Genomic DNA, 20,556 nt, shown 5'->3' with positions numbered 1-20,556 from the left:
CGCCAATCGCCGAAGCTGCCTTCTTCTCCCCGTTCTACGGGGAGAAGGTGCCGGCAGGCGGATGAGGGGCAGCGCCAGCCTTGGGCATCATGAAATCCCACCCCTATTCCAACCCCGCCCGCGATCGCCAAACATCACATATCCCGCCTCGGTCACCGCCAGCGTGTCCTCCAGCTTGATGAAGCCGCGCGTCGGGTGAAGCATGGTGGTCTCCACCGACAGCACCATGTTTTTCTCAAGCGGTTTGGCCGCATAGGTGCCTTCATAGGTCACCGGATGGTTGGTCATCAGGAACGGCGCCTCATGGGTGATCAAGCCCATGCCGTGGGCGAAGAAATCCGTATAGGGCGCGACTTTGGATTTCTTCAGCACGCCCTCGGCGGAAGCAATCATGTCGCCGCCCAGCACACCTGCCCTAACCTTCGAAAACGCCGCCTGCTGCACCGTCTCGACCTCAGCCAGCAAATCCTCCAGCTCGGCATCGGGTTCGCCTAGAATGCCCATCCGGCAGAGGTCGCCGATATAGCCGTGATAATTGCCGCCGGAATCGATCGACAGCACCTCGCCCTTCTTCCACGCCTGTAGCGAAGCGGCGCGGTTGTGGCTGGAGCCAAGCGTCAGCAGGCAATATTCGAAATGCGCGCCGCGATTGGTCTCCTCGCGCCTGACCTGCTCGATCATCTCGGCCTTGGTCGTGCCCTCATGCGCCCAGGCAATGGTCGCCAGCATGGAATCGGTGATCAACTCGGAGGCGGTGCGCAGCTTTTCGAGCTCGGCATCGGTCTTGATGGCACGCATGCGCTCCAGCATGTCGGTCGCGTCGATCAATTTCGCGTCGGGCAATGCCTTGCGGATCAGCGCATAGGCGTCCGACGGCAGGAAGCCGGGTTCGATACCGATGCGCGCGCCCTCCTTGCCGATCTTCCTGACATGCTCGACGGCAAGGTTCGCGGCGTCGAGCGTGCCCCAGCAGGCGGCATGCAGCGTCGGCGTCCAGAACGGATGGTTCTGGTGCTCGCCGCCCTCCATGCGGTTGCCGATATAGGCCGCATGGTCCGGTCCGCCCTTTTCGTAGACGACGATCGGCAGGTAACGGCTGTGGCCGATCGCATCCATGGCGGCAAAGAAGATGAACTTGTAGCCGCCCAACAGGTACTGCGTGTTGTGCTTGGAGGTCGCGAGCAGCACGTCGATGCCGGCCTCCTCCATCAGCCGGTCGACACGTGCCTGGTCGAACGGGATATTGCTGACGGCATTCTTGCCCGGCGCAATGTTCATCACTCTCTCCCTGAATTGCCGCGATCGGCGCTGTTTAGCAGCGATCCGCTGGTTCGCGATCAAATCTGCACTACTTTGATCACTCTGGTCCAGCCAGAAACGGTATGAATGCCCGTCCATGCGGCGTCAAGCCGGTCTTCGGTCCAGCTATCCGGATATCTGGTCCTACCAGACAAAGGAATTGAATGAACTTATGCCAAACTGGTCCAGCGGACGAAAATTTCAAAGCCAAGCAAGGATGCGCCAATTCCGTCTCTGGCGAAACCCTTCGCAAGGCTCATAATCCCCGCCGCAAGGATGCCGATGCACGCCGGCGTTCTAGGGGTGTCGCGCCCGGGTCGGGTCGCGCGGAGAGGACGGAGTTCGATCATGTCAGGTTTCACCATTTCCAGACGCACCATGCTTACCGGCTCGGCGATGCTGCTGGCCTCCACGGCCATGCCGGCGCTGGGTTGGGGACAGACGCCGAAGAAGGGTGGCCGGCTCGTGCTTGCCGCCGACTCCGAGCCGCGCAATCTCAACCCGGCGATCGTCGCCTCGAACGGCGTTTTCTTCATCTCCAGCAAGATCGTCGAGACGCTGGCGGAAGCCTCCTTCGACGGCAAGGACGGGCTTGCGCCACGGCTGGCGGTGAGCTGGGAAGGGGCCGCCGACGGACTGTCGGCGACGTTCAAGCTGCGCGAAGGAGTCAAATGGCATGACGGCAAGCCATTCACCTCGGCCGATGTCGCCTTCTCGGCGCTGCAGATCTGGAAGCCGCTGCAGAATCTCGGCCGCACCGTGTTCAAGGACCTCAGCGCGGTCGACACACCAGACGATCTGACCGCCGTGTTCAAATTCGCCAAGCCGACGCCGTTCCAGCTGATCCGCAACGCCCTGCCGGCGCTGTCGAGCGTGGTGCCGAAGCACGTCTACGAGGTCGGCAAGATCGAGGACAACCCGGCCAACAACGCGCCGATCGGTACCGGTCCGTTCAAGTTCGGCGAGCACAAGGCCGGCCAGTATTACCGGCTGACGAAGAACACGGACTATTGGGGCAAGGACGAGCCCTATCTCGACGAGATCATCTATCAGGTCCTGCCCGACCGCACCTCCGCCGCTGCGGCGCTGGAAGCGCAAGAAATCCAGCTCGCGGCTTTCTCGGCCGTGCCGTTGGCCGACCTCGACCGCATCTCCAAGGTTCCCGGCCTGAAGGTCATCACCAAGGGCTATGAGGGGCTGACCTACCAGCTCGTCGTCGAGATCAACCATCGCCGCAAGGAACTGGCCGACGTGAAGGTGCGCCAGGCGATCGCGCACGCCATCGACAAGGATTTCGTCGTCAAGACGGTGTTCCTCGGCTATGCCGCCACCGCCACCGGCCCGGTGCCGAAGAACGATCCGCAATTCTACACCGCCGACGTGCCGACCTATGCCTTCGATGTCGCCAAGGCCAACGCCCTGCTCGACGAGGCAGGCTACAAGAAAGGCGCCGACGGCAACCGCTTCTCGCTCAAGCTCTTGCCGGCCCCCTATTTCAACGAGACCAAACAGTTCGGCGACTATCTGCGCCAAGCGCTCGCGGCTATCGGCATCGACGCGCAACTGGTCAACAACGACTCGGCCGCCCACATCAAGGCAGTCTACACCGACCACGCCTTCGACCTCGCGGTCGGCCCGCCGGTCTTCCGCGGCGACCCGGCGATCTCGACTACCATCCTGGTGCAGAGCGGCATTCCGGATGGCGTGCCGTTCTCCAACCAGGGCGGCTACAAAAACCCTGCGCTCGACGCGCTGATCACCAAGGCATCGGAAACGCTCGACACCACGGCGCGTACCGACCTCTACAAGGAGTTCCAGAGGCAAGTCACGGCCGACCTGCCGCTGATCAACGTCGCCGAATGGAGTTTTATCAGCGTCGCCAGTGACAAGGTGGGCAACATCGCCAACAACCCGCGCTGGGCGGTGTCGAACTGGGCGGACACCTATTTGGCGGGCTGATCCCGCACTTGCGGATCGAAGTTTGGGGTGCTCAGATTCGGAGAATGAGAGTTCCTTCGCGCCCCCCTCTGTCCTGCCGGACATCTCCCCCACAAGGGGGGAGATTGGCGGTTTCCGCGCCTCGCACTTCCCTGCAACGTTGGCGATTGGCGAAAGCCGCGATGACAACTGATCTCCCCCCAAGTGGGGGAGATGTCCGGCAGGACAGAGGGGGGCGCCGTGGAGCACGGCCTCAGAAGTTTACAAGCGGCGTCCCATCATTATGACTCGCGCCCTCGTCCTCCTGCGTCGTCGCCTCATCGGCAGCATCTTCGTTCTGCTTATCGTCGTCATCGGCACCTTCCTTCTCCTTGAAGCCGCGCCCGGCGACGCAGTCGACGCCTATATCGTCTCGACCGGCGGCGACGCCGGCATGATCGAGCTCTTGCGCCATCGCTGGGGCCTTGACCAGTCGGAGTTGACCCGGCTCGCCAACTATCTCTGGGCATTGCTGCATCTCGACCTCGGCCAGTCCGTCACTTTCTCCCGGCCGATCCGCCAGATCATCTTGGAACGCCTGCCGACCACGCTCATCCTGATGGTCAGCGCCACCGCGCTCTCCTTCGGCCTCGGCTCGGCGCTCGGCATCTATGCCGGCGCAAGGCCCGGCACCTTCCGCGACCGTTTTCTCTCCGTCGCCTCGCTGGCGCTCTATGCCGTACCCGGCTTCTGGCTCGGCCTGGTGCTGATCGTGATCTTCGCCGTCGACCTGCGCTGGTTGCCGATCGGCGGCATCGAGACCCTGGCATCGGACAAGACCGGTCTCAACCGCGCCGCCGACATCGCCATCCATCTGGTGCTGCCGGTTTCCGCGCTCGGCTTCATCTACCTGGCGCTCTATCTGCGCATGATGCGCGCCGGCATGGCCGAGGCCTGGCGTCAGGATTTCGTGCTGGCCGCCCGCGCCAGGGGGCTTTCGCGCCGCCGCATCGTGCTCGCCCATGTCGCCCGCAACGCACTTTTGCCGCTGGTCACCATGCTTGGCCTGCAATCGGCGCAGATGCTGGGCGGCAGCGTCGTCATCGAGAGCGTCTTTGCCGTGCCCGGCCTCGGCCGGCTGGCGCAGGAAGCGGTGGCCGCGCGCGACACCCCCTTGCTGCTTGGCATCATCCTCACAAGCGCGGTGCTCGTCATCCTCATCAACCTGCTCGTCGACATCGCCTATGCCTTTCTCGACCCCCGCGTCGGCGCCAGCGAGGCGGGCGCATGAGCCGTCTGCGCCGCTTCCTGCGCACGCCCGAGGCGGTTGCCGGCACTCTCCTTCTGGCGGTGCTGTTCGCCATGGCGCTGTCGGCCTCGCTACTGTTTCCCGGGGATCCGCAAGCCATTGCCGGCCCCGCGCTGCTGCCGCCATTCCAGGATTGGTCGCTGCCGCTCGGCACCGATCGGCTCGGCCGTGACGTGCTGGCCGAACTGTTCCACGGCGCCCGCACCTCGCTGGCTGTCGGCCTCGCTGCAGCCGCCGCGGCCCTTGTCGTCGGCGCGGTCGTCGGCACGCTGGCCGGCTTTGCCGGCGGCCTCATTGACGAAGTGCTGATGCGCATTACCGACGCGTTCCAGACCGTGCCTGGTTTCCTGCTGGCGCTAGCCTTCGTCAGCGTGGTTGGCCCCTCGCTCGGCGTCGTCGTCGTGGCCATAGCGCTCGGCACCTGGACTGGACCGGCGCGCATTGCCCGCGCGGAAGTGCTGTCGATCCGCGAGCGCGACTATGTCGCCGGTGCCCGCGTCATCGGCATGCATCCACTGGAGATCGCCTTTCGCGAAGTGCTGCCCAACGCCTTGCCGCCGGTGCTGGCGATGTCATCGGTGATCGTCGCCGCCGCGATCCTCACCGAAGCGGCCCTGTCCTTCCTTGGCCTCGGCGATCCCAACCGGGTCACCTGGGGCGGCATGATCGCGGAAGGCCGCACTGTCTTGCGCACCGCGCCGTTCCTGTCGATCGTCCCGGGCATTGCGCTGGTGTTGACGGTATTGAGCGTCTATCTCGCCGGCGTAGGCATCGTCGAGACGACGGCCGTGCGCAGGGGCCTGTCGTGACCGCGCTGGCGTCGATCCGCGATCTCTCGGTGACCTACCGCGGCGATGGCATCGAGGTCACGGCGCTGAAGAACATCACTATCGATCTCCACGCAGGCGAACGGCTTGCGATCATCGGTGAAAGCGGTTCGGGCAAGAGCACCCTGGCGCTGGCGATCGCGGGGTTGTTGCCACTGTCTTCGAAAATTGAAGGCAGCATCGAGTGGTTCTCTCTACCAACGTTGGATGCCGTAGAACGCAGAACGCCAAAGTCTCACTCCGGACAAAACCTGACACCCCTCCTCGGCCGCGACATCGGCTTCGTCTTTCAGGATCCCTCCGCAAGCCTCGATCCCGTGATGACCATCGGCAAGCAGATCGCCGAAGTCGCCCGCACCCATCTCGGCCTCACATGGCAGCAGGCATACGCCAAGGCCAGAACCCTCCTCGAACGCGTCCGCTTGCCCGACCCTGACTCCGCCCTGCGCGCCTTCCCGCACCAGCTTTCCGGCGGCCAGAAGCAGCGTGTGGCGATTGCCGCCGCGATTGTCGCCGGGCCGAAACTGCTGATCGCCGACGAGGCAACCAGCGCGCTCGACACCATCGTGCAGGCCGAGATCGTCGTGCTGATCCGACGGCTGGTGGCAGAGGACGGCATGACGCTGCTGTTCATCAGCCATGACATCGCGCTCGCCGCCGAACTTGCCGAACGCATCGCGGTCTTCCGACATGGCCAGTTGGTGGAGCTTGGCAAGACGGCGCAGATGATCGACGCACCCGCCCAAGCCTACACGCGCGCGCTGCTCGACGCCCATATCGGCCTCGACGCCCAACCCTTGCTGAACCGAAGCGGGCTGAATGGATGAGCCTGCTGACGGTGTCCAAGCTCACCAAACGCTATGGTCGCGGCGGCAAGACCCTCGCCGCGGTGGACGATGTCTCCTTTCATGTCGAACCCGGCGAAACACTGGCGCTGGCCGGGCCTTCCGGCAGCGGCAAATCGACGATCGCGCGACTGGTGTTGCGCTTGATCGAGCCGGATGGCGGAGGCATCGAATTCGAAGGCGATGATTTCTTGGCGCTGCGCGGCGCGCCCTTGCGTGTGCGCCGCGCCCGCCTGCAAATGGTGTTCCAAGATCCGCTCGCCGCCTTCAACCCACGCGCCACCGTGGCGCGCGTCCTCGACGACCCTTTGCGCATTCATGGCGTCGCCTCGCGCTCCGAGCGGCCGCGCCGCATCGCTGCCTTGCTGGAGCGGGTCGGCCTTGCGGCCGGTCTTGCACCGCGCGCCATCCATGAAATCTCCGGCGGCCAGCGGCAACGCGTGGCGATTGCCCGCGCCATCGCCACCAAGCCGTCGCTGATCGTGCTTGATGAAGCGGTGTCGGCGCTCGATGTCTCGGTGCGCGGCCAGATCCTCGATCTCCTGCTCGACCTGCAGCACCAGGAACGGATCGCCTATCTCTTCATTTCGCATGATCTCGGCGTGGTGCGCGCGATCGCCCACCGCGTCATCCTTCTCGACGGCGGGCGGATTGCCGAGAGCGGCGATGCCCGAACCGTTATCGACGCACCGCAATCGGCCGTCGGCAAGGCGCTGGTGGCGGCCGCGCCCAGATTGGACAGAAGCAGACCATGATCCGGTCTTCGAGCAAGATCACACTGAGAGAACCCGCCTATCCCCCGACCATCAGCCTGACGACCTCATCATGGTTGGTCTCCGAAATCTTGCGCTCGCCGGCCTGAACGCCGCGCCGCAGCACGACGATGCGGTCCGAAACCGCGAAGATGTCCTGCAGATTGTGCGAGATGAAGATCACGCCGCGTCCTTGCGCCTTGAGCTGGTGGATCAGCGAGATCACCTTGCGCTGCTCCGGCACGCCCAATGCCGCCGTCGGTTCGTCCATGATCAGGATCTGCGCATCCCAGTAGACGGCGCGGCCGATGGCGACGGCCTGGCGCTGGCCGCCGGAGAAATTGCTGACCGGGGCGTTCATCCGGCTGACATGGAAATCGAGCCGCTTCATCGTCTCCCTGGCGGCCTCTGCCATCGCCTTGCGATCGAGCACCGGCAGGAAGCCGAACGCCTTGCGCATCGGTTCGCGGCCAAGGAAGATGTTGGCGCCGATCGACAGATTGTCGGCCAGAGCCAGATCCTGGTAGATCGTCTCGATGCCTTTTTCGCGCGCCTCCTGCGGCGTCGCGAAAGCCACTGGCTGGCCACCGAGCAGGATTTCGCCCCCCGTCGGCTGGAACACGCCCGAGATCGCCTTGATCAGCGTCGTCTTGCCGGCGCCATTGTCGCCGGCAAGCGCCACCACTTCGCCCGGCCGCACGGCCATGGAGAAATCGCTGAGTGCACGCACGGCGCCAAAATGCTTGGACAGGTTGCGGACTTCGAGCAAGGGGGTGTTCTGGTCGGTGCTATTCATCCTGGCGGCCTCCACTGAACCGGCGCTGCGCCTGGTCTATGAGCACGGAAATGATGATGACGACGCCGACGGCGATGAATTGCCAGAACGGCTCGACATTGACGAAGACCAGCCCGTACTGGATGACCGCGATCACCAGCGCGCCGGCGACCGTGCCCAGGATCGTGCCGGAGCCGCCGAACAGGCTGGCGCCGCCGATCACCACCGCCGCGACGCTGTCGAGCAGCAGCGGCTCGCCGGCTTGTGCCGCACCGGCGGTGAAGCGCGCTGCGTAGAGCGCCCCGCCAAGGCCGGCGCACATCGCCGACAGCACATAGAGCCGCAATATGTGGCCCCTGATATCGATGCCGGCGCGCCGCGCCGCCTGCACATTGGCGCCGATGGCATAATTGTGCTGGCCGAACCGCGTCTGGCTGAGCAGGTAGTGCATGCCGATGACGAAGACGGCAGCGATCATGACCAGATAGGGCACGCCATAGAACTTGCCGTTGCCGAGCAGCGCGAACCAAGAATTCTGCACCGGCACCGTGGTGCCGCCGGCAAGCAGGAAGGCAACGCCGCGCGCGACGCCGAACATGCCGAGCGTACCGATGAACGGCGGCACCCTGAGGCGTGAGATCAGCAGACCATTGATGATGCCGGGCACACCGGCAACGATCACGGCGGCGAGGATGCCCGCGAGCATGGCCAGCGGCAAGGGAATGGCGGCGCCCGCCATATTGGTGGCATGCGCGGCAACGACTGCGGCAAGGCCCATGATGAAGCCGAGCGACAGGTCGATGCCGCCTGAAATGATGACGAAGGTCTGGCCGGTCGCCAGCAGCAGCGGCGCTATCGCGAAGATCGCGATGGATTGCAGGTTGAACGGGTTGAGCACGAACGTCGCGCCGAAGGCGTATCTCGACCATATCTCGAAACAGATGATCAGGCCGGCAAGGAACAGCCAGGCGCGCCCTTCGGCGATGCGTCCGATCAGGCTCCTGGCCGGATCGCCATGATCGGCCTGGGGGGCGACATGCTTCTCGGCAGGCTGGGCTACTGATGTCGAGGTCATGAATACTCCGCGGCGCGGCTGCCTTCAAACAGGCCCCGCCTTTTGCGGGACCCGGCGCGAACTCCCCCCGGCAAAACCGGGAGGAGCCAAGCTCGTCTGGGCTTACTCGGAGTAGAGATACTTCGAGATGTTCGGGTCCGCGATGTTGGACTTGTCCATGATCGTGAAGCCGGTGCCGATCGTGACCGGGATCGAATGGCCGGTCAGGTGGGCGTAGGCCGAAACGACGCCGTAATAGCCGATCTCGGCCGGATGCTGGGCGATTGCCACGTCCACGAGGCCGGTATTGATGTTGTCGACGATGCTGGTCGGTGCATCGAAGGCAACCACCTTGACGGTTCCCGTCTGTCCCGCCTGCTTGACGCCGTTGGCGGCGCCGAGCGCCGAGAACAGGTTGGCGCCGAACACGCCGACGAGATCGGGATTGCGCGCGAAGACAGCCTGCAACTGCGAGGCCGCCTTGTTGGCGTCGTCGTCATTGAACTGGGTCTCCAGAACGGTGATGCCGGTATGCTTGGCCATCTCCTTCTTGAAGCCTTCTTCGCGTTGGTCGGTGGTCGAAATGCCGGGCTTGACGTTCGATACATAGACCTTGCCCTTGTCGCCAATGGCGGTGGCCAGCGCCCGCGCCGCGATCTCGCCGCCCAGCACATTGTCCGAGGCAATGTAGGCCAGCGGGAAATCGGCGTCGCCGGCACCCGTCTGGTAAACGCCGCTGCCGATGAAAGTGTCGACGGTTATGACCGGGATGCCGGCATCATTGGCCTTGCGCAGCGGTTCCACCAGCTGAACCTTGTCGGTCGGCGCGATCAGGATCGCGTCCGGCTTCTTGGCGATGACTGCGTCGAGCACCGGCACCTGGGTGACCGGGTTGAAGTCCGGAGCACCCTGGAAGACCAGGTTCACGCCGAGCGCATCGGCAGCCGCCTGAGCACCCTTGCGCATGGTGATGTAGAAGCCATCGGTGGTGAGACCCGGAATGAGCGCAATGGTGTATTTCTTGTCCTGTGCCTGCGCGGGCGCCATCAGCACCGTCGCGCTGACGGCAAGCGCCGCGAGCGCGGCAACGATCTTCTTCATGACATCCTCCTCATTGTTGGCAATTCTGCCGTTTGCGGTGACATTGGAATGGCCGTCATCCGCGCGGGGGCAGGATGCCGACGGCCGGGAACGCCTGTTTGCCTTTCGCGGGCAGCTCCTCCCAAGCGCCCTCCAGTCTGTCAGCCGGCCAGCCGACCGGCACAATCGCCGTGCTCGCTTTCCTCGCCTCCGCGACGTCAGGCAACCACGGCGCCCGGCATGCCCTGCACGCCGGATCCGCAATTTGTAACACTTTGCAGAAATAAATTGCAACTCGGTTTTTCCGAGACGGCAACGCAGGCTTTTCCAGACACCATCCGACTGCTCCTCGGAGCCCCGGGGGAACTATCGTCCCGACTCCACGGCGATACAATCGATTTCGCAACGGCTTCTCTCCGCGCCACGGCGCGGCATCCGTCCGGCATATCTGCCGCTATCGCGTTGCAAGAACCGCGAGGACGGCCTGCGCCGTCTTGGTATCCGTCACCAGCGTGTTGATGAGCCCGGAACGAACGGCGCCGATGATTGCCGTCGCCTTCTCAGGCGAGGCGGCGACGCCGATCACCAGCGGCACGGCGCGAAGCTGCGCCGGCGACATGGCGATCATCCGGCTCTCCCCTTCCCAGGCGATCAGGGCGCCTTCTGCATCGAAGTAATGACGCAGCACGTCGCCGGCCGCGTGAACCAGCGCCTGCTCGCTCGGCGTGGCGGCGCTCGCCTCGGGCGCGTTTATGGCGTGCGGCAGGCCGATGCCGACGATGGCCACATCGGTTCTCTCCCACAAGGCGACGGCGTCGCGGATGGCGGCGTCGCGCAGGAAGACCTCACGCAGCTCGCTCGACGGCAAATAGGGGGCGTGGATGAAGCGCGGTGTGCCGCCGAACTCCTCCGCGGCAAGCCGCACGAATTCGTTGACCTGGAAATGCGCCGCGTGCTGCTGCATGCCGCCGGTTGCTGCCACTGTCAGCACGCCCGGCATACGCGGCAGGCCGGATCGGATGACCTCGCGCACGGCGCGCCCCCAACCGATGGCGACCACGGAGCCGGCAACCAGCTGCGCCTGCCTGAGCAAAGCGCCAAGCGGGGCGGAAAGCGCCGTCAACCCACCCGCCGCCGGCGTCTCGACAACCGCGGCATCCCGCAATTTCAGCCCGTCGACCAGTTGCCTGGTGATATCCTCCGGCGTCGCCAGGTCGATGACCTCGATGCGCACGATGCCCTCGGCCCGCGCCCGCTGCAGCAAGCGCGAAATCGTCGCGGTGGAGACACCGAGCTGCCGCGCTATGTCGACCTGCGACATCTCCTCCACATAGTGCAGCTTTGCAACCGTGTGCAGCATCGTGCGCGATGCGGTCGCGTCCTGGACGGAGGGAACAGACAGCTTGCAATTCCTTTCAGCAACGTGTTACACACGTATACGCCGATGGGAGTTATCGCGCAAATCCGGTGAACTCGCAACTTGAGGGCCATACCAGGCCACGCGCCGGCAAGGCTGCTTGTACTGGCAGCCGGCGATGCATCAGGCGGCAAAATCTTCCTGCCGGCAGGCAGGCAAACTGACCATTGTTTCCACGGGATCAGCGCCTCGGCGAGAGAGCGCCAACATCGGACAGAAAACCATGACGAAGATGACCACCGCGGAACTGCGCGGCTACCAGCAGATATGCGGCAAGGACGGCGCCATGGTGGCCATCGCTTGCGACCAGCGCGGCGGCATGCGCACCTTGCTGGCGTCGGATCCCGCGGACCAGGCCAGGATCACCAACGACATGCTCGGCGACACCAAGGCCGACATCACGCGCTACCTCGCAAGCGCTGCGTCCTGCGTGCTGCTCGACCCGCTCTGCGCGGTGCCGAGAGTGGTCGACGAGGGCGTGCTCAACCGGGATACCGCACTCCTCATCGGCCTCGACGCGTCCGGGTTCGACCTTTCGCCGGAAGGCTACCGCCTGTCGCGGCTGGTTCCCGGCATCGACGCGCGGCGTGTGCGCGAACTCGGCGGCACGGGCGGCAAGATCATGGTCTATCTCAGGGCCGACAAGCCGCAGGCCAACGAACACAACATCGCCATGCTGCGCCAGTGCATTACCGACTTCGGCAAAGAGGACCTGCTGCTCGTCGTCGAATTCCTGACCTATCAGCTCGACGGAGAAAGTCCGGAAGCCTATGCGGCCAAGACACCCTGGCTGGTCGAGGAAGGTACCAGGATTTCGCTGGAATGCGGCGCAAAGGTGCTGAAGCTTCCCTACCCCGGAACGCCGGAAGCCTGTGCCAATATCACAAAAATGGCCGGCGAAGTGCCGTGGGCGGTACTTTCAGCTGGCGTCAACCACGCCACCTTCCTCGGCCAGGTCGAGATCGCCATGCAAAATGGTGCCTCCGGCGTGATCGCCGGCCGTTCACTGTGGAAGGACTGTATCTCGCTCGACCGTGACATTCAGCGCGAAAGGCTTAAGACCATCGCGGTGCCGCGATTGCGCGAGATCCAGGCGGTGATCGGGCACTATCGGCAAAAGGCCGCCGCCTGACATTCCGTTGGATCACCGGCACGTGCAGGACATCATGCCACATAAGTCGATGGCCATAGGGATCGATATCGGCGGCACCAATTTGCGTGCCGCCCGCATCTCGGGCACGGGTGAAATCCTCAAACGCCTCAGCGAGAAAAGCGCACCCGACCCGGAACTGGTGCTTGGCCGCATCGCCGACATGGTGCGCCTTCTCGATACGCCCGACGTGGCGGCCATCGGCGTCGGTGTTCCCGGACGCGTCGACGCGCGCCGCGGCGCTGTCCTGTCGGGAGGTTACGTCAACCTTGCCTCGGTCGCGCTCGCGCAGCGGCTGGAAAGCATGACCGGCAAGCCTGTTGTCCTCGACAATGACTGCAACATGGCGCTGGCCGCCGAGATGGCCCTTGGCGCCGGCCGGGGCCACGACAACATCGCCATGTTCACCATCGGCACCGGCATTGGCGGCGCCGTCGCCCAGAACCGACGGATCATGCGCGGCCGGGCAACGGCGGGGCAACTTGGCCACATCACCGTCGACGTCGACGGCGAGGTCTGTGCCTGCGGGCGGCGCGGCTGTGTCGAAACCACCAGTTCCGGCACGGCGCTTGGCCGCCACATCGCGCGCGCCGGCTTTGGGCCTGACGTTTCGGTCGACCAGCTCTTTGCTCGCGACGTGGCCGGCGATATCGAGGCGCGCAGCATACTGGAAGCCTGGGCAAGGCCGCTGCGCGCGGCGATCGATACCACCGTCGCCATGTTCGACCCCGATGTCGTCCTGCTTGGCGGTGGGCTTGGCCTCGCGGCACACAGAGCGCTCGGCCACGCGCCGGCGCTGGCGCCCTGGTACCAATGCCCGGTCGAACCGGCACAGCTCGGCGACGATGCCGGTGTGATCGGCGCCGGGCTCCAGGCGCTTTCGGCCCCGGCATCGACATCGCTTTCCGTTAACCTTGGTCGCGCCAGACGCGCCGTGCTCGTCAACGGCATCCCGGCCAGCGGCAAGAGCACCGTGTCACGCGGCATCGCCGACCGCATGGGATGGCCGCTGCTTGCACTCGACACGGTCAAGAACCCGTTCCTCGAAGTGCTCGGCGGCGCCGATCGCGAATTCAACCGCACGCTGGGCCGCGCCAGCTACCAGGCAATCTGGTCGCTGGTCGGCGACGCCCCGGCCGGCAGCACCTTCATCGTCGATGCCTGGTTCGGTTTCCAGCCGCGGCAAGTGCTCGAGGATCATCTGCGCAGGGCCGGCGTCGAACATACCGTCGAAATCTGGTGCCACGCGCCCGGCGAGGTTCTGGCCGAACGTTATGGCGCCAGGCTCGGCCAGCGCCTCCCCGGCCATCCCGGCGCTGCCTACATCCCTGAACTGATTGAACTGGCCAAACGCGCCGAACCGCTGCGGCGCGGACCGCTGTTCGACGTCGACACCACGCGGCCGATCGACTTCGATGCCATGACCGCATGGCTGCGCGCGACCTTGGCCAGCGACGCCTGAGTCGCTCGGTGCCAGCACCGGTCATGCCGGCGGCAGCGGAAGCGTCCTGCGAGCGATCTGCCAGGCGGATTCGGCATGCCGCCGCGCCGCCGCTTCAGCCTCATGGCATCCATGATCTCGGTCATCACGGCAATCGCCGGCCCGCGTTTCCAGCCTGAGGACTAGCGAAGATGACGAGCGGTCACTTTGCGACGCTCGTCACTTGCGCAGCGCTGTATCAATAGCCGACGGTGAAGCGCTGCCTGACATGCGCCGGCTTCTCGATCTCGTCGACCAGGACGATGGCATAGTCCTCGAAGGAAATGCTGCTGCCCTTGTCCGAGGCGAGAAGCGTGTCCTTGCCGAGACGGTATTTGCCGGTGCGCTCGCCTGGGACGAACAGGGCCGAAGGCGACAGGAGCGTCCAGTCGAGATCGCCGACCGTCTTGAGCTTATCCAGGAAGTCGGCGCCCTTCTGTGCTTCGGCCTTGTAGATCTCGGGGAATTCGGGAGTGTCGACCAGCCGCTTGCCGGGCGCGACTTCGAGACTGCCCGCGCCGCCCACGACGAGATACCGCTTCACGCCGGAGTCACGCACCGCGGCGATCAACGTATCGGGGTCGCTGTCCAGGAAATGCACCGAGCTGATCACCACGTCGTGTCCGCGGATCAAATCGGCGAGACCTTGCCTGTCAAAGACATCGCCTTTTCTGGCGGTCACGCCGGGCAGCGCCGCGATCTTTTCCGGGCTGCGGGCGATGCCGGTGACCGTATGGCCACGGTCGGAGAGTTCCTTGAGCAGGCGCGAACCGACGGCGCCGGAGGCGCCGATAAGAGCAACTTTTGCCATGTCTTCTTCCATTTCCTGTTGGAGGCTGATTGGGTGGAGATCAGGCCGCAGCGATATGGGCGACGAGATTGTCGAAGCTGCCGAACAGCGCGTTCGAACCGATGAGCCGGGGCGCTTCGTTGCGGATGACCGCCAGCGAAGGCACGCCATTGGCATGCAAGCGCTGGAACAACGCGCGGCCGCGACCGACCAGTTCGCGGTGAGCCGTCAGCAGCCGCTCCGTTGGCGCCGCCAGCAACTCGCCCGCATCCGCCATGCCAGCGGCGGAGAGCACCTCGGCGACACCGCCGGCGGTGACGATATCGCGGCCGTCGACATAGCGTGCCCGCTGGATCGCCTTCAGCGCGGTCAGCCGCCGGCCGGGATCTTCCAGGCCTGCGGCGCTGATGGCGAGCGTGGCGGTATGGGAGTCCAGCAGAGTGCCACGAACGTTTAGAACGTTGCGCTGATAAGCCTGCGTGAACGGCTGTCCCGTCAGACGTTCGATACGCTGATCGTTGGCCCAGGCATGGGCGGCAAACCCCTCATCCATCGGACGCGCGCCGGCGCCGGAAAACAGGCCGGTCGCCAGCAATTCGACGCGCACGCCGCCTGCCATCAATTTGTCCAGCATTGGGGTGGCGCCGTAGCACCAACCGCAGAGCGGATCGAAAAGGTAAGTCACGCCTGAGTTGCGCATGATTGCCTGATGTCCGTTGGCGGGGCTCCCCGCGACCTGACCGTCAAATGTCCTGGCCCATATGTGGCAGCGGGCGGTCTTGCGATAAATGGCTACCAATAATACAAACTGTCTGATCCAATCAGACAAAAGCGATCACTTTGGCCGACCTGCTGAACCTCAATCGACTCATTTACTTCACCACCGTGATGGAGACCGGGTCCTTCACATCGGCAGCCGACCGACTTGGCGTCGCCAAAGCCGTGGTCAGCCATCAGATTGGCAAGCTCGAGGAAGAACTGGGCGCGTCTCTCATGCGACGCACGACGCGCCGCGTCACACCGACAGAAGAGGGACGCCTCTTCTATGACCGTGCAATGATCATTCTGCGGGAAGCGGAAGCCGCCTATGGCGAGATTTCGCGCGGTGGCGTCGAACCGGCGGGAATGCTGAGACTGACCGCACCGCTCGACTACGGCACGAAGATCGTTGCGCCGGTCATCGCCGCCTATCTGAAAACCTATTCGCATATGCGCGTCGAGGCGATCTTCGACGATGCGGTAAGCAATCTGGTCGACGAGCAGATCGACCTCGGCATCCGCGTCGGCTGGCTTGCCGATTCCTCGAACCAGGCGCGGCGCCTGGGCACGATACGGCAGATCGTGGTGGCAAGTCCTGCCCTCGCCGCGAGCCTGCCGCAGGGTGTGAGCCCGCGCCAGGCGCGATCGCTGGCCTGGGTCGGAAACGCCCAGCTTCGCGGTGTCGGCCAATGGCTGTTTTCCAGGAATGGTGACAAGGTGCTGACCGAGCTCAATCCGGTCATCACATGCGACAAGAGCCCGGCCGCCCACGCCTGCGTGCTTGCCGGCATAGGGCTGGGTGTGTTTCCCGACTACAGCGTCAGCGATGATATCGCCGAAGGACGGCTGGTGCCGGTCTTTGCCGAATGGGCCTTGCCCACCGGCGGCATCCACGCCGTCTTTCCGCCGGCAAGGTTCAGGCCCGCCAAGGTACGCGTATTTGTAGACCTGCTCGCCGCCGCCGAGAAAAAACGATCGCGCGGCAGCGCGATGCTGTGAGATGTGACCGCCGCGGAAGGTCAGGAATGACTTACATTAAAGCGGTTATGCCATCTCCCAAAAACAAAACGCCCGCGGCGATTGCTACGGGCGTTTGTATGGATTGTTTTGGTCGGTGGGATTTGTTTGTTGTGCGTCGCGGGCTTGTTCTCGCCTGGGGGGCGGATTGATCTCTGGTTCGAACGCAAAACGGCCCGCCGGGTTTGATTCTGGCGGGCGGTTTAATTTGGTTTTGGGGATAGGATTTGAGTTATCGGTCCTGCTGCGTCGGCAAGGCCTGCTTGCGGGCCGCTGATGACAGGTTCGAATCGCCGGCGACCACGGCAAAATACAAAAGAGCCCGCACGATGGCGGGCTCATTTGTATTTGGTTGCGGGGACAGGATTTGAACCTGTGACCTTCAGGTTATGAGCCTGACGAGCTACCGGGCTGCTCCACCCCGCGCCACCGATTTGCAAGCGAGAGCTTGCGAGAGGTTTGTCCGCCAAATGAAAGGGCCGCTGACGCGGCCCGTGTTTCCCGTTGGCGGGCCATGTTCAGAGAAGATTTCATCGCCTCGACCCAAAAACCGGTTTCGATTTTTGGAAAGTAGGATGTGACACATAAAACGTGCGTTTAGCAGACCTGGCAGCGACCTACTCTCCCGCGTCTTGAGACGAAGTACCATCAGCGCTGGAGCGTTTCACGGCCGAGTTCGGAATGGGATCGGGTGCAGCCGCTCCGCCATAACCACCAGGTCGGCAAAACGCACGTTATTCGAGAAGCTGTTTTTTTGTGCCTTTGGAGTTCTTTTAGCCTGGCGCCTTTCGAAGCGAAGCTTCGCAAGGTCGACCGACCGTCGGCGCTTGTGCGCCGCACCCACGTAGCGCCGCCCGAAGGGCGGAACAAGCGTGAGTGAGAACAAACCATCTGACGAAGTCAGATGGACATAAGGAATGAGAACGATCAAGCCGATCGAACTATTAGTACCGGTAAGCTTCAAGCGTTGCCGCTCTTCCACACCCGGCCTATCAACGTGGTCGTCTTCCACGGTTCTCAGGGAATACTCGTTTTAAGGTGGGTTTCCCGCTTAGATGCCTTCAGCGGTTATCCCGTCCGGATATAGCTACCCTGCTATGCGGCTGGCGCCACAACAGGTCCACCAGAGATCCGTCCATCCCGGTCCTCTCGTACTAGGGACAGATCCTTTCAATATTCCTACACCCACGGCAGATAGGGACCGAACTGTCTCACGACGTTCTGAACCCAACTCACGTACCGCTTTAAATGGCGAACAGCCATACCCTTGGGACCTGCTCCAGCCCCAGGATGCGATGAGTCGACATCGAGGTGCCAAACAACCCCGTCGATATGGACTCTTGGGGGTCATCAGCCTGTTATCCCCGGCGTACCTTTTATCCGTTGAGCGATGGCCCTTCCACGCGGGACCACCGGATCACTATGACCGACTTTCGTCTCTGCTCGACTTGTCAGTCTCGCAGTCAGGCAGGCTTATGCCATTGCACTCAGCGAACGATTTCCGACCGTTCTGAGCCCACCATCGCGCGCCTCCGTTACTCTTTAGGAGGCGACCGCCCCAGTCAAACTACCCACCATACATTGTCCCGGACCCGGATAACGGGCCGCGGTTAGACATCCATAGTAATAAGGGTGGTATTTCAAGGGTGGCTCCACCTGAGCTGGCGCCCAGGTTTCAAAGCCTACCACCTATCCTACACATGCCACTACGAATGCCAATGTAAAGCTATAGTAAAGGTGCACGGGGTCTTTCCGTCTAACCGCAGGAACCCCGCATCTTCACGGGGAATTCAATTTCACTGAGTCTATGCTGGAGACAGCGGGGAAGTCGTTACGCCATTCGTGCAGGTCGGAACTTACCCGACAAGGAATTTCGCTACCTTAGGACCGTTATAGTTACGGCCGCCGTTTACTGGGGCTTCGATTCAGAGCTTGCACCCCTCCTCTTAACCTTCCAGCACCGGGCAGGCGTCAGACCCTATACGTCGTCTTGCGACTTCGCAGAGCCCTGTGTTTTTGATAAACAGTCGCTACCCCCTGGTCTGTGCCACCCTCCTCCACTTGCGTGGAAAAGGGTCACGCTTCTTCCGAAGTTACGCGTGCAATTTGCCGAGTTCCTTCAGCATAGTTCTCTCAAGCGCCTTGGTATACTCTACCAGACCACCAGTGTCGGTTTCGGGTACGGTTTATAAGGAGGAGCTATTTCCTGGAACCACGCAGCAGCCCGTTCAATCCGATAAGATTGGACTACCTCAATGATCCGTCACTACCTCCAAGCCCACGAATATTAACGTGGTTCCCATCGACTACGCGTTTCCGCCTCGTCTTAGGGGCCGGCTAACCCTGCTCAGATTAGCTTTAAGCAGGAACCCTTGGTCTTTCGGCGGGGGAGTCTCTCACTCCCCTTACGTTACTCATGTCAGCATTCGCACTTCTGATACCTCCACCACCCCTCACGGGTATGGCTTCATCAGCTTACAGAACGCTCCGCTACCGCTCGTATTGCTACGAACCCTAAGCTTCGGTGTATGGCTTTAGCCCCGTTACATTTTCGGCGCAAAGACCCTTATTTAGACCAGTGAGCTGTTACGCTTTCTTTAAATGATGGCTGCTTCTAAGCCAACATCCTGGTTGTTTTGGGATCCTCACATCCTTTCCCACTTAGCCATAACTTGGGGACCTTAGCTGTAGGTCAGGGTTGTTTCCCTTTTCACGACGGACGTTAGCACCCGCCGTGTGTCTGCCGACTAGTACTCCCAGGTATTCGGAGTTTGGTTAGGTTTGGTAATCCGGTGAGGACCCCTAGCCCATCCAGTGCTCTACCCCCTGGGGTATTCGGTCGACGCTCTACCTAAATAGATTTCGCGGAGAACCAGCTATTTCCGAGTTTGATTGGCCTTTCACCCCTAGCCACAAGTCATCCCGAACTATTGCAACAGTTATGGGTTCGGTCCTCCAGTAAGTGTTACCTTACCTTCAACCTGCTCATGGCTAGATCACTCGGTTTCGGGTCTAATGCGACGAACTGAACGCCCTGTTCAGACTCGCTTTCGCTGCGCCTACACCTAGCGGTTTAAGCTTGCTCGTCACACTAAGTCGCTGACCCATTATACAAAAGGTACGTGGTCACCCTTGCGGGCTCCCACTGTTTGTAGGCAATCGGTTTCAGGTACTCTTTCACTCCCCTTGTCGGGGTGCTTTTCACCTTTCCCTCACGGTACTAGTTCGCTATCGGTCATGCACGAGTACTTAGGCTTGGAGGGTGGTCCCCCCAATTTCAGACAGGATTTCACGTGTCCCGCCTTACTCGAGGACGATTGATTGCATTACGCGTACGGGGCTGTCACCCACTATGGCCCTACTTTCCAGAAGGTTCCGCTTGTCTCTCAATCGCCACTGGCCTGGTCCGGGTTCGCTCGCCACTACTTCCGGAGTCTCGGTTGATGTCCTTTCCTACGGGTACTTAGATGTTTCAGTTCCCCGCGTTCGCCACTTTATCCCTATGTATTCAGGATAAGTTACCTATATCTGATACTTGGAAACCACAGCAGCAAGTCGGCCTTGCGACCTTCTGGCTGCTCTGATTTTCCAAGTACCTTAGGTGGGTTTCCCCATTCGGAAATCTACGGATCAAAGGGTATTCGCACCTCCCCGTAGCTTATCGCAGCGTATCACGTCCTTCATCGCCTGTGCATGCCAAGGCATCCACCAATTGCCCTTAAGACACTTGATCGTTCTCATTGCCAATGCCCACCCGCGCAATCCGAAGGATTGTCGCTTCAGCCACCCTTGAGGGGTTAGCGTCCGCGCAATTCCGAAGGAATTGTCGCCTGAACCGGATCCTGTGCGGGATCCAATTCGATGTCATTGGCACAAAAAGACCAGCTTCTCGAGATCGGTTCGAGGGTGCGGTTAGGCAAACCCATCATATGCAAGGGATTGAGCGTCCCTTGCGACAAATCACGATCCTTTCAGATCATGAAGTTCGAACAAATCTTCTCTTTACGATGTCAAACAGAACAGGCGGAGAGCATGACGCTCGCCGCAAACTCTTATTACGAATGACTTTTTCTCACCATCTCTAC

The 20,556-nt window shown here is 62.5% G+C and carries 15 protein-coding genes, 1 tRNA gene and 2 rRNA genes; 8 read left to right on the top strand and 10 right to left on the bottom strand.

Features of this window, described 5'->3' with window-relative positions; genetic code table 11:
* Window positions 1-87 precede the first annotated feature (87 nt).
* Window positions 88-1,278, bottom strand: a complete 1,191-nt coding sequence (locus EN824_RS13010; protein ID WP_135932372.1) for a Xaa-Pro peptidase family protein — start codon at window positions 1,276-1,278, stop codon at window positions 88-90.
* A gap of 369 nt (window positions 1,279-1,647) precedes the next feature.
* Between EN824_RS13010 and EN824_RS13005 the strand changes: the two genes are divergently transcribed.
* The 5 genes from EN824_RS13005 (at window position 1,648) to EN824_RS12980 (ending at window position 6,952) form a co-directional block, all read left to right on the top strand.
* A complete protein-coding gene (locus tag EN824_RS13005; protein ID WP_135932371.1) occupies window positions 1,648-3,258 on the top strand; it encodes an ABC transporter substrate-binding protein in 1,611 nt (536 codons plus the stop codon).
* Between the two features lie 262 nt (window positions 3,259-3,520).
* Complete coding sequence (locus EN824_RS12995) at window positions 3,521-4,507, top strand: ABC transporter permease (protein ID WP_135932370.1); 987 nt, start codon at window positions 3,521-3,523, stop codon at window positions 4,505-4,507.
* Window positions 4,504-5,334: an ABC transporter permease gene (locus tag EN824_RS12990; protein WP_135932369.1), complete on the top strand. Its 831-nt coding sequence runs from the start codon at window positions 4,504-4,506 to the stop codon at window positions 5,332-5,334. The genes EN824_RS12995 and EN824_RS12990 overlap by 4 nt, the downstream gene beginning before the upstream one ends.
* The gene (locus EN824_RS12985; protein ID WP_189343707.1) at window positions 5,331-6,179 is read left to right on the top strand and encodes an ABC transporter ATP-binding protein; all 849 of its coding nucleotides are present in this window, start codon (window positions 5,331-5,333) and stop codon (window positions 6,177-6,179) included. The genes EN824_RS12990 and EN824_RS12985 overlap by 4 nt, the downstream gene beginning before the upstream one ends.
* Window positions 6,176-6,952, top strand: coding sequence for an ATP-binding cassette domain-containing protein (locus EN824_RS12980; protein WP_135865858.1), 777 nt, complete (start codon window positions 6,176-6,178; stop codon window positions 6,950-6,952). Before EN824_RS12985 ends, EN824_RS12980 begins: the two co-directional genes overlap by 4 nt.
* A 37-nt stretch (window positions 6,953-6,989) precedes the next feature.
* On the opposite strand, the gene EN824_RS12975 is transcribed toward EN824_RS12980, so the two are convergent.
* The 4 genes from EN824_RS12975 to EN824_RS12960 form a co-directional block, all read right to left on the bottom strand.
* Complete coding sequence (locus EN824_RS12975; RefSeq protein ID WP_127279898.1) at window positions 6,990-7,745, bottom strand: ATP-binding cassette domain-containing protein; 756 nt, start codon at window positions 7,743-7,745, stop codon at window positions 6,990-6,992.
* Window positions 7,738-8,799 (bottom strand): ribose ABC transporter, encoded by a 1,062-nt coding sequence (locus tag EN824_RS12970; protein ID WP_135932368.1) that lies wholly within the window; start codon window positions 8,797-8,799, stop codon window positions 7,738-7,740. The genes EN824_RS12975 and EN824_RS12970 overlap by 8 nt, the downstream gene beginning before the upstream one ends.
* A 102-nt stretch (window positions 8,800-8,901) precedes the next feature.
* Window positions 8,902-9,879 carry an ABC transporter substrate-binding protein gene (locus tag EN824_RS12965; RefSeq protein ID WP_096457947.1) on the bottom strand — a complete coding sequence of 326 codons (978 nt, stop codon included), beginning with the start codon at window positions 9,877-9,879 and terminating at the stop codon, window positions 8,902-8,904.
* A gap of 433 nt (window positions 9,880-10,312) precedes the next feature.
* Entirely contained in the window at window positions 10,313-11,218 is a 906-nt protein-coding gene (locus EN824_RS12960) for a sugar-binding transcriptional regulator (protein WP_135865860.1), read from the bottom strand.
* A gap of 280 nt (window positions 11,219-11,498) precedes the next feature.
* Here EN824_RS12960 and EN824_RS12955 point away from each other — a divergent pair, with 280 nt between their 5' ends.
* Both EN824_RS12955 and EN824_RS12950 read left to right on the top strand, forming a co-directional pair.
* Window positions 11,499-12,407: a tagatose-bisphosphate aldolase gene (locus EN824_RS12955; protein ID WP_135932367.1), complete on the top strand. Its 909-nt coding sequence runs from the start codon at window positions 11,499-11,501 to the stop codon at window positions 12,405-12,407.
* Window positions 12,408-12,441: 34 nt separating this feature from the next.
* The gene (locus tag EN824_RS12950; protein WP_135932366.1) at window positions 12,442-13,887 is read left to right on the top strand and encodes an ROK family protein; all 1,446 of its coding nucleotides are present in this window, start codon (window positions 12,442-12,444) and stop codon (window positions 13,885-13,887) included.
* Window positions 13,888-14,104: 217 nt separating this feature from the next.
* Here the strand turns inward: EN824_RS12950 and EN824_RS12940 are convergent, their stop codons facing one another.
* Window positions 14,105-14,716: an NAD(P)-dependent oxidoreductase gene (locus tag EN824_RS12940; RefSeq protein WP_127872303.1), complete on the bottom strand. Its 612-nt coding sequence runs from the start codon at window positions 14,714-14,716 to the stop codon at window positions 14,105-14,107.
* Window positions 14,717-14,756: 40 nt separating this feature from the next.
* Window positions 14,757-15,395, bottom strand: a complete 639-nt coding sequence (locus EN824_RS12935) for a DsbA family protein (protein ID WP_127279804.1) — start codon at window positions 15,393-15,395, stop codon at window positions 14,757-14,759.
* A 140-nt stretch (window positions 15,396-15,535) separates the two neighbouring features.
* On the opposite strand from EN824_RS12935, the gene EN824_RS12930 reads away from it, so the two are divergent.
* Window positions 15,536-16,453, top strand: coding sequence for a LysR family transcriptional regulator (locus tag EN824_RS12930; protein ID WP_135932365.1), 918 nt, complete (start codon window positions 15,536-15,538; stop codon window positions 16,451-16,453).
* 367 nt (window positions 16,454-16,820) lie between these two features.
* Here EN824_RS12930 and EN824_RS12925 read toward each other — a convergent pair.
* The 3 genes from EN824_RS12925 to EN824_RS12915 form a co-directional block, all read right to left on the bottom strand.
* Window positions 16,821-16,897: transfer RNA gene (locus tag EN824_RS12925), tRNA-Met, on the bottom strand.
* Window positions 16,898-17,075: 178 nt separating this feature from the next.
* Window positions 17,076-17,190 (bottom strand): 5S ribosomal RNA (gene rrf, locus EN824_RS12920).
* A 204-nt stretch (window positions 17,191-17,394) separates the two neighbouring features.
* Window positions 17,395-20,204 (bottom strand): 23S ribosomal RNA (locus tag EN824_RS12915).
* Window positions 20,205-20,556 lie beyond the last annotated feature (352 nt).

The organism is Mesorhizobium sp. M8A.F.Ca.ET.181.01.1.1, assembly GCF_004792025.1.
Classification (GTDB): domain Bacteria; phylum Pseudomonadota; class Alphaproteobacteria; order Rhizobiales; family Rhizobiaceae; genus Mesorhizobium.
The sequence above is the reverse complement of the archived record's forward strand: the minus strand, read 5'-3'. Positions and strand labels throughout refer to the sequence as shown.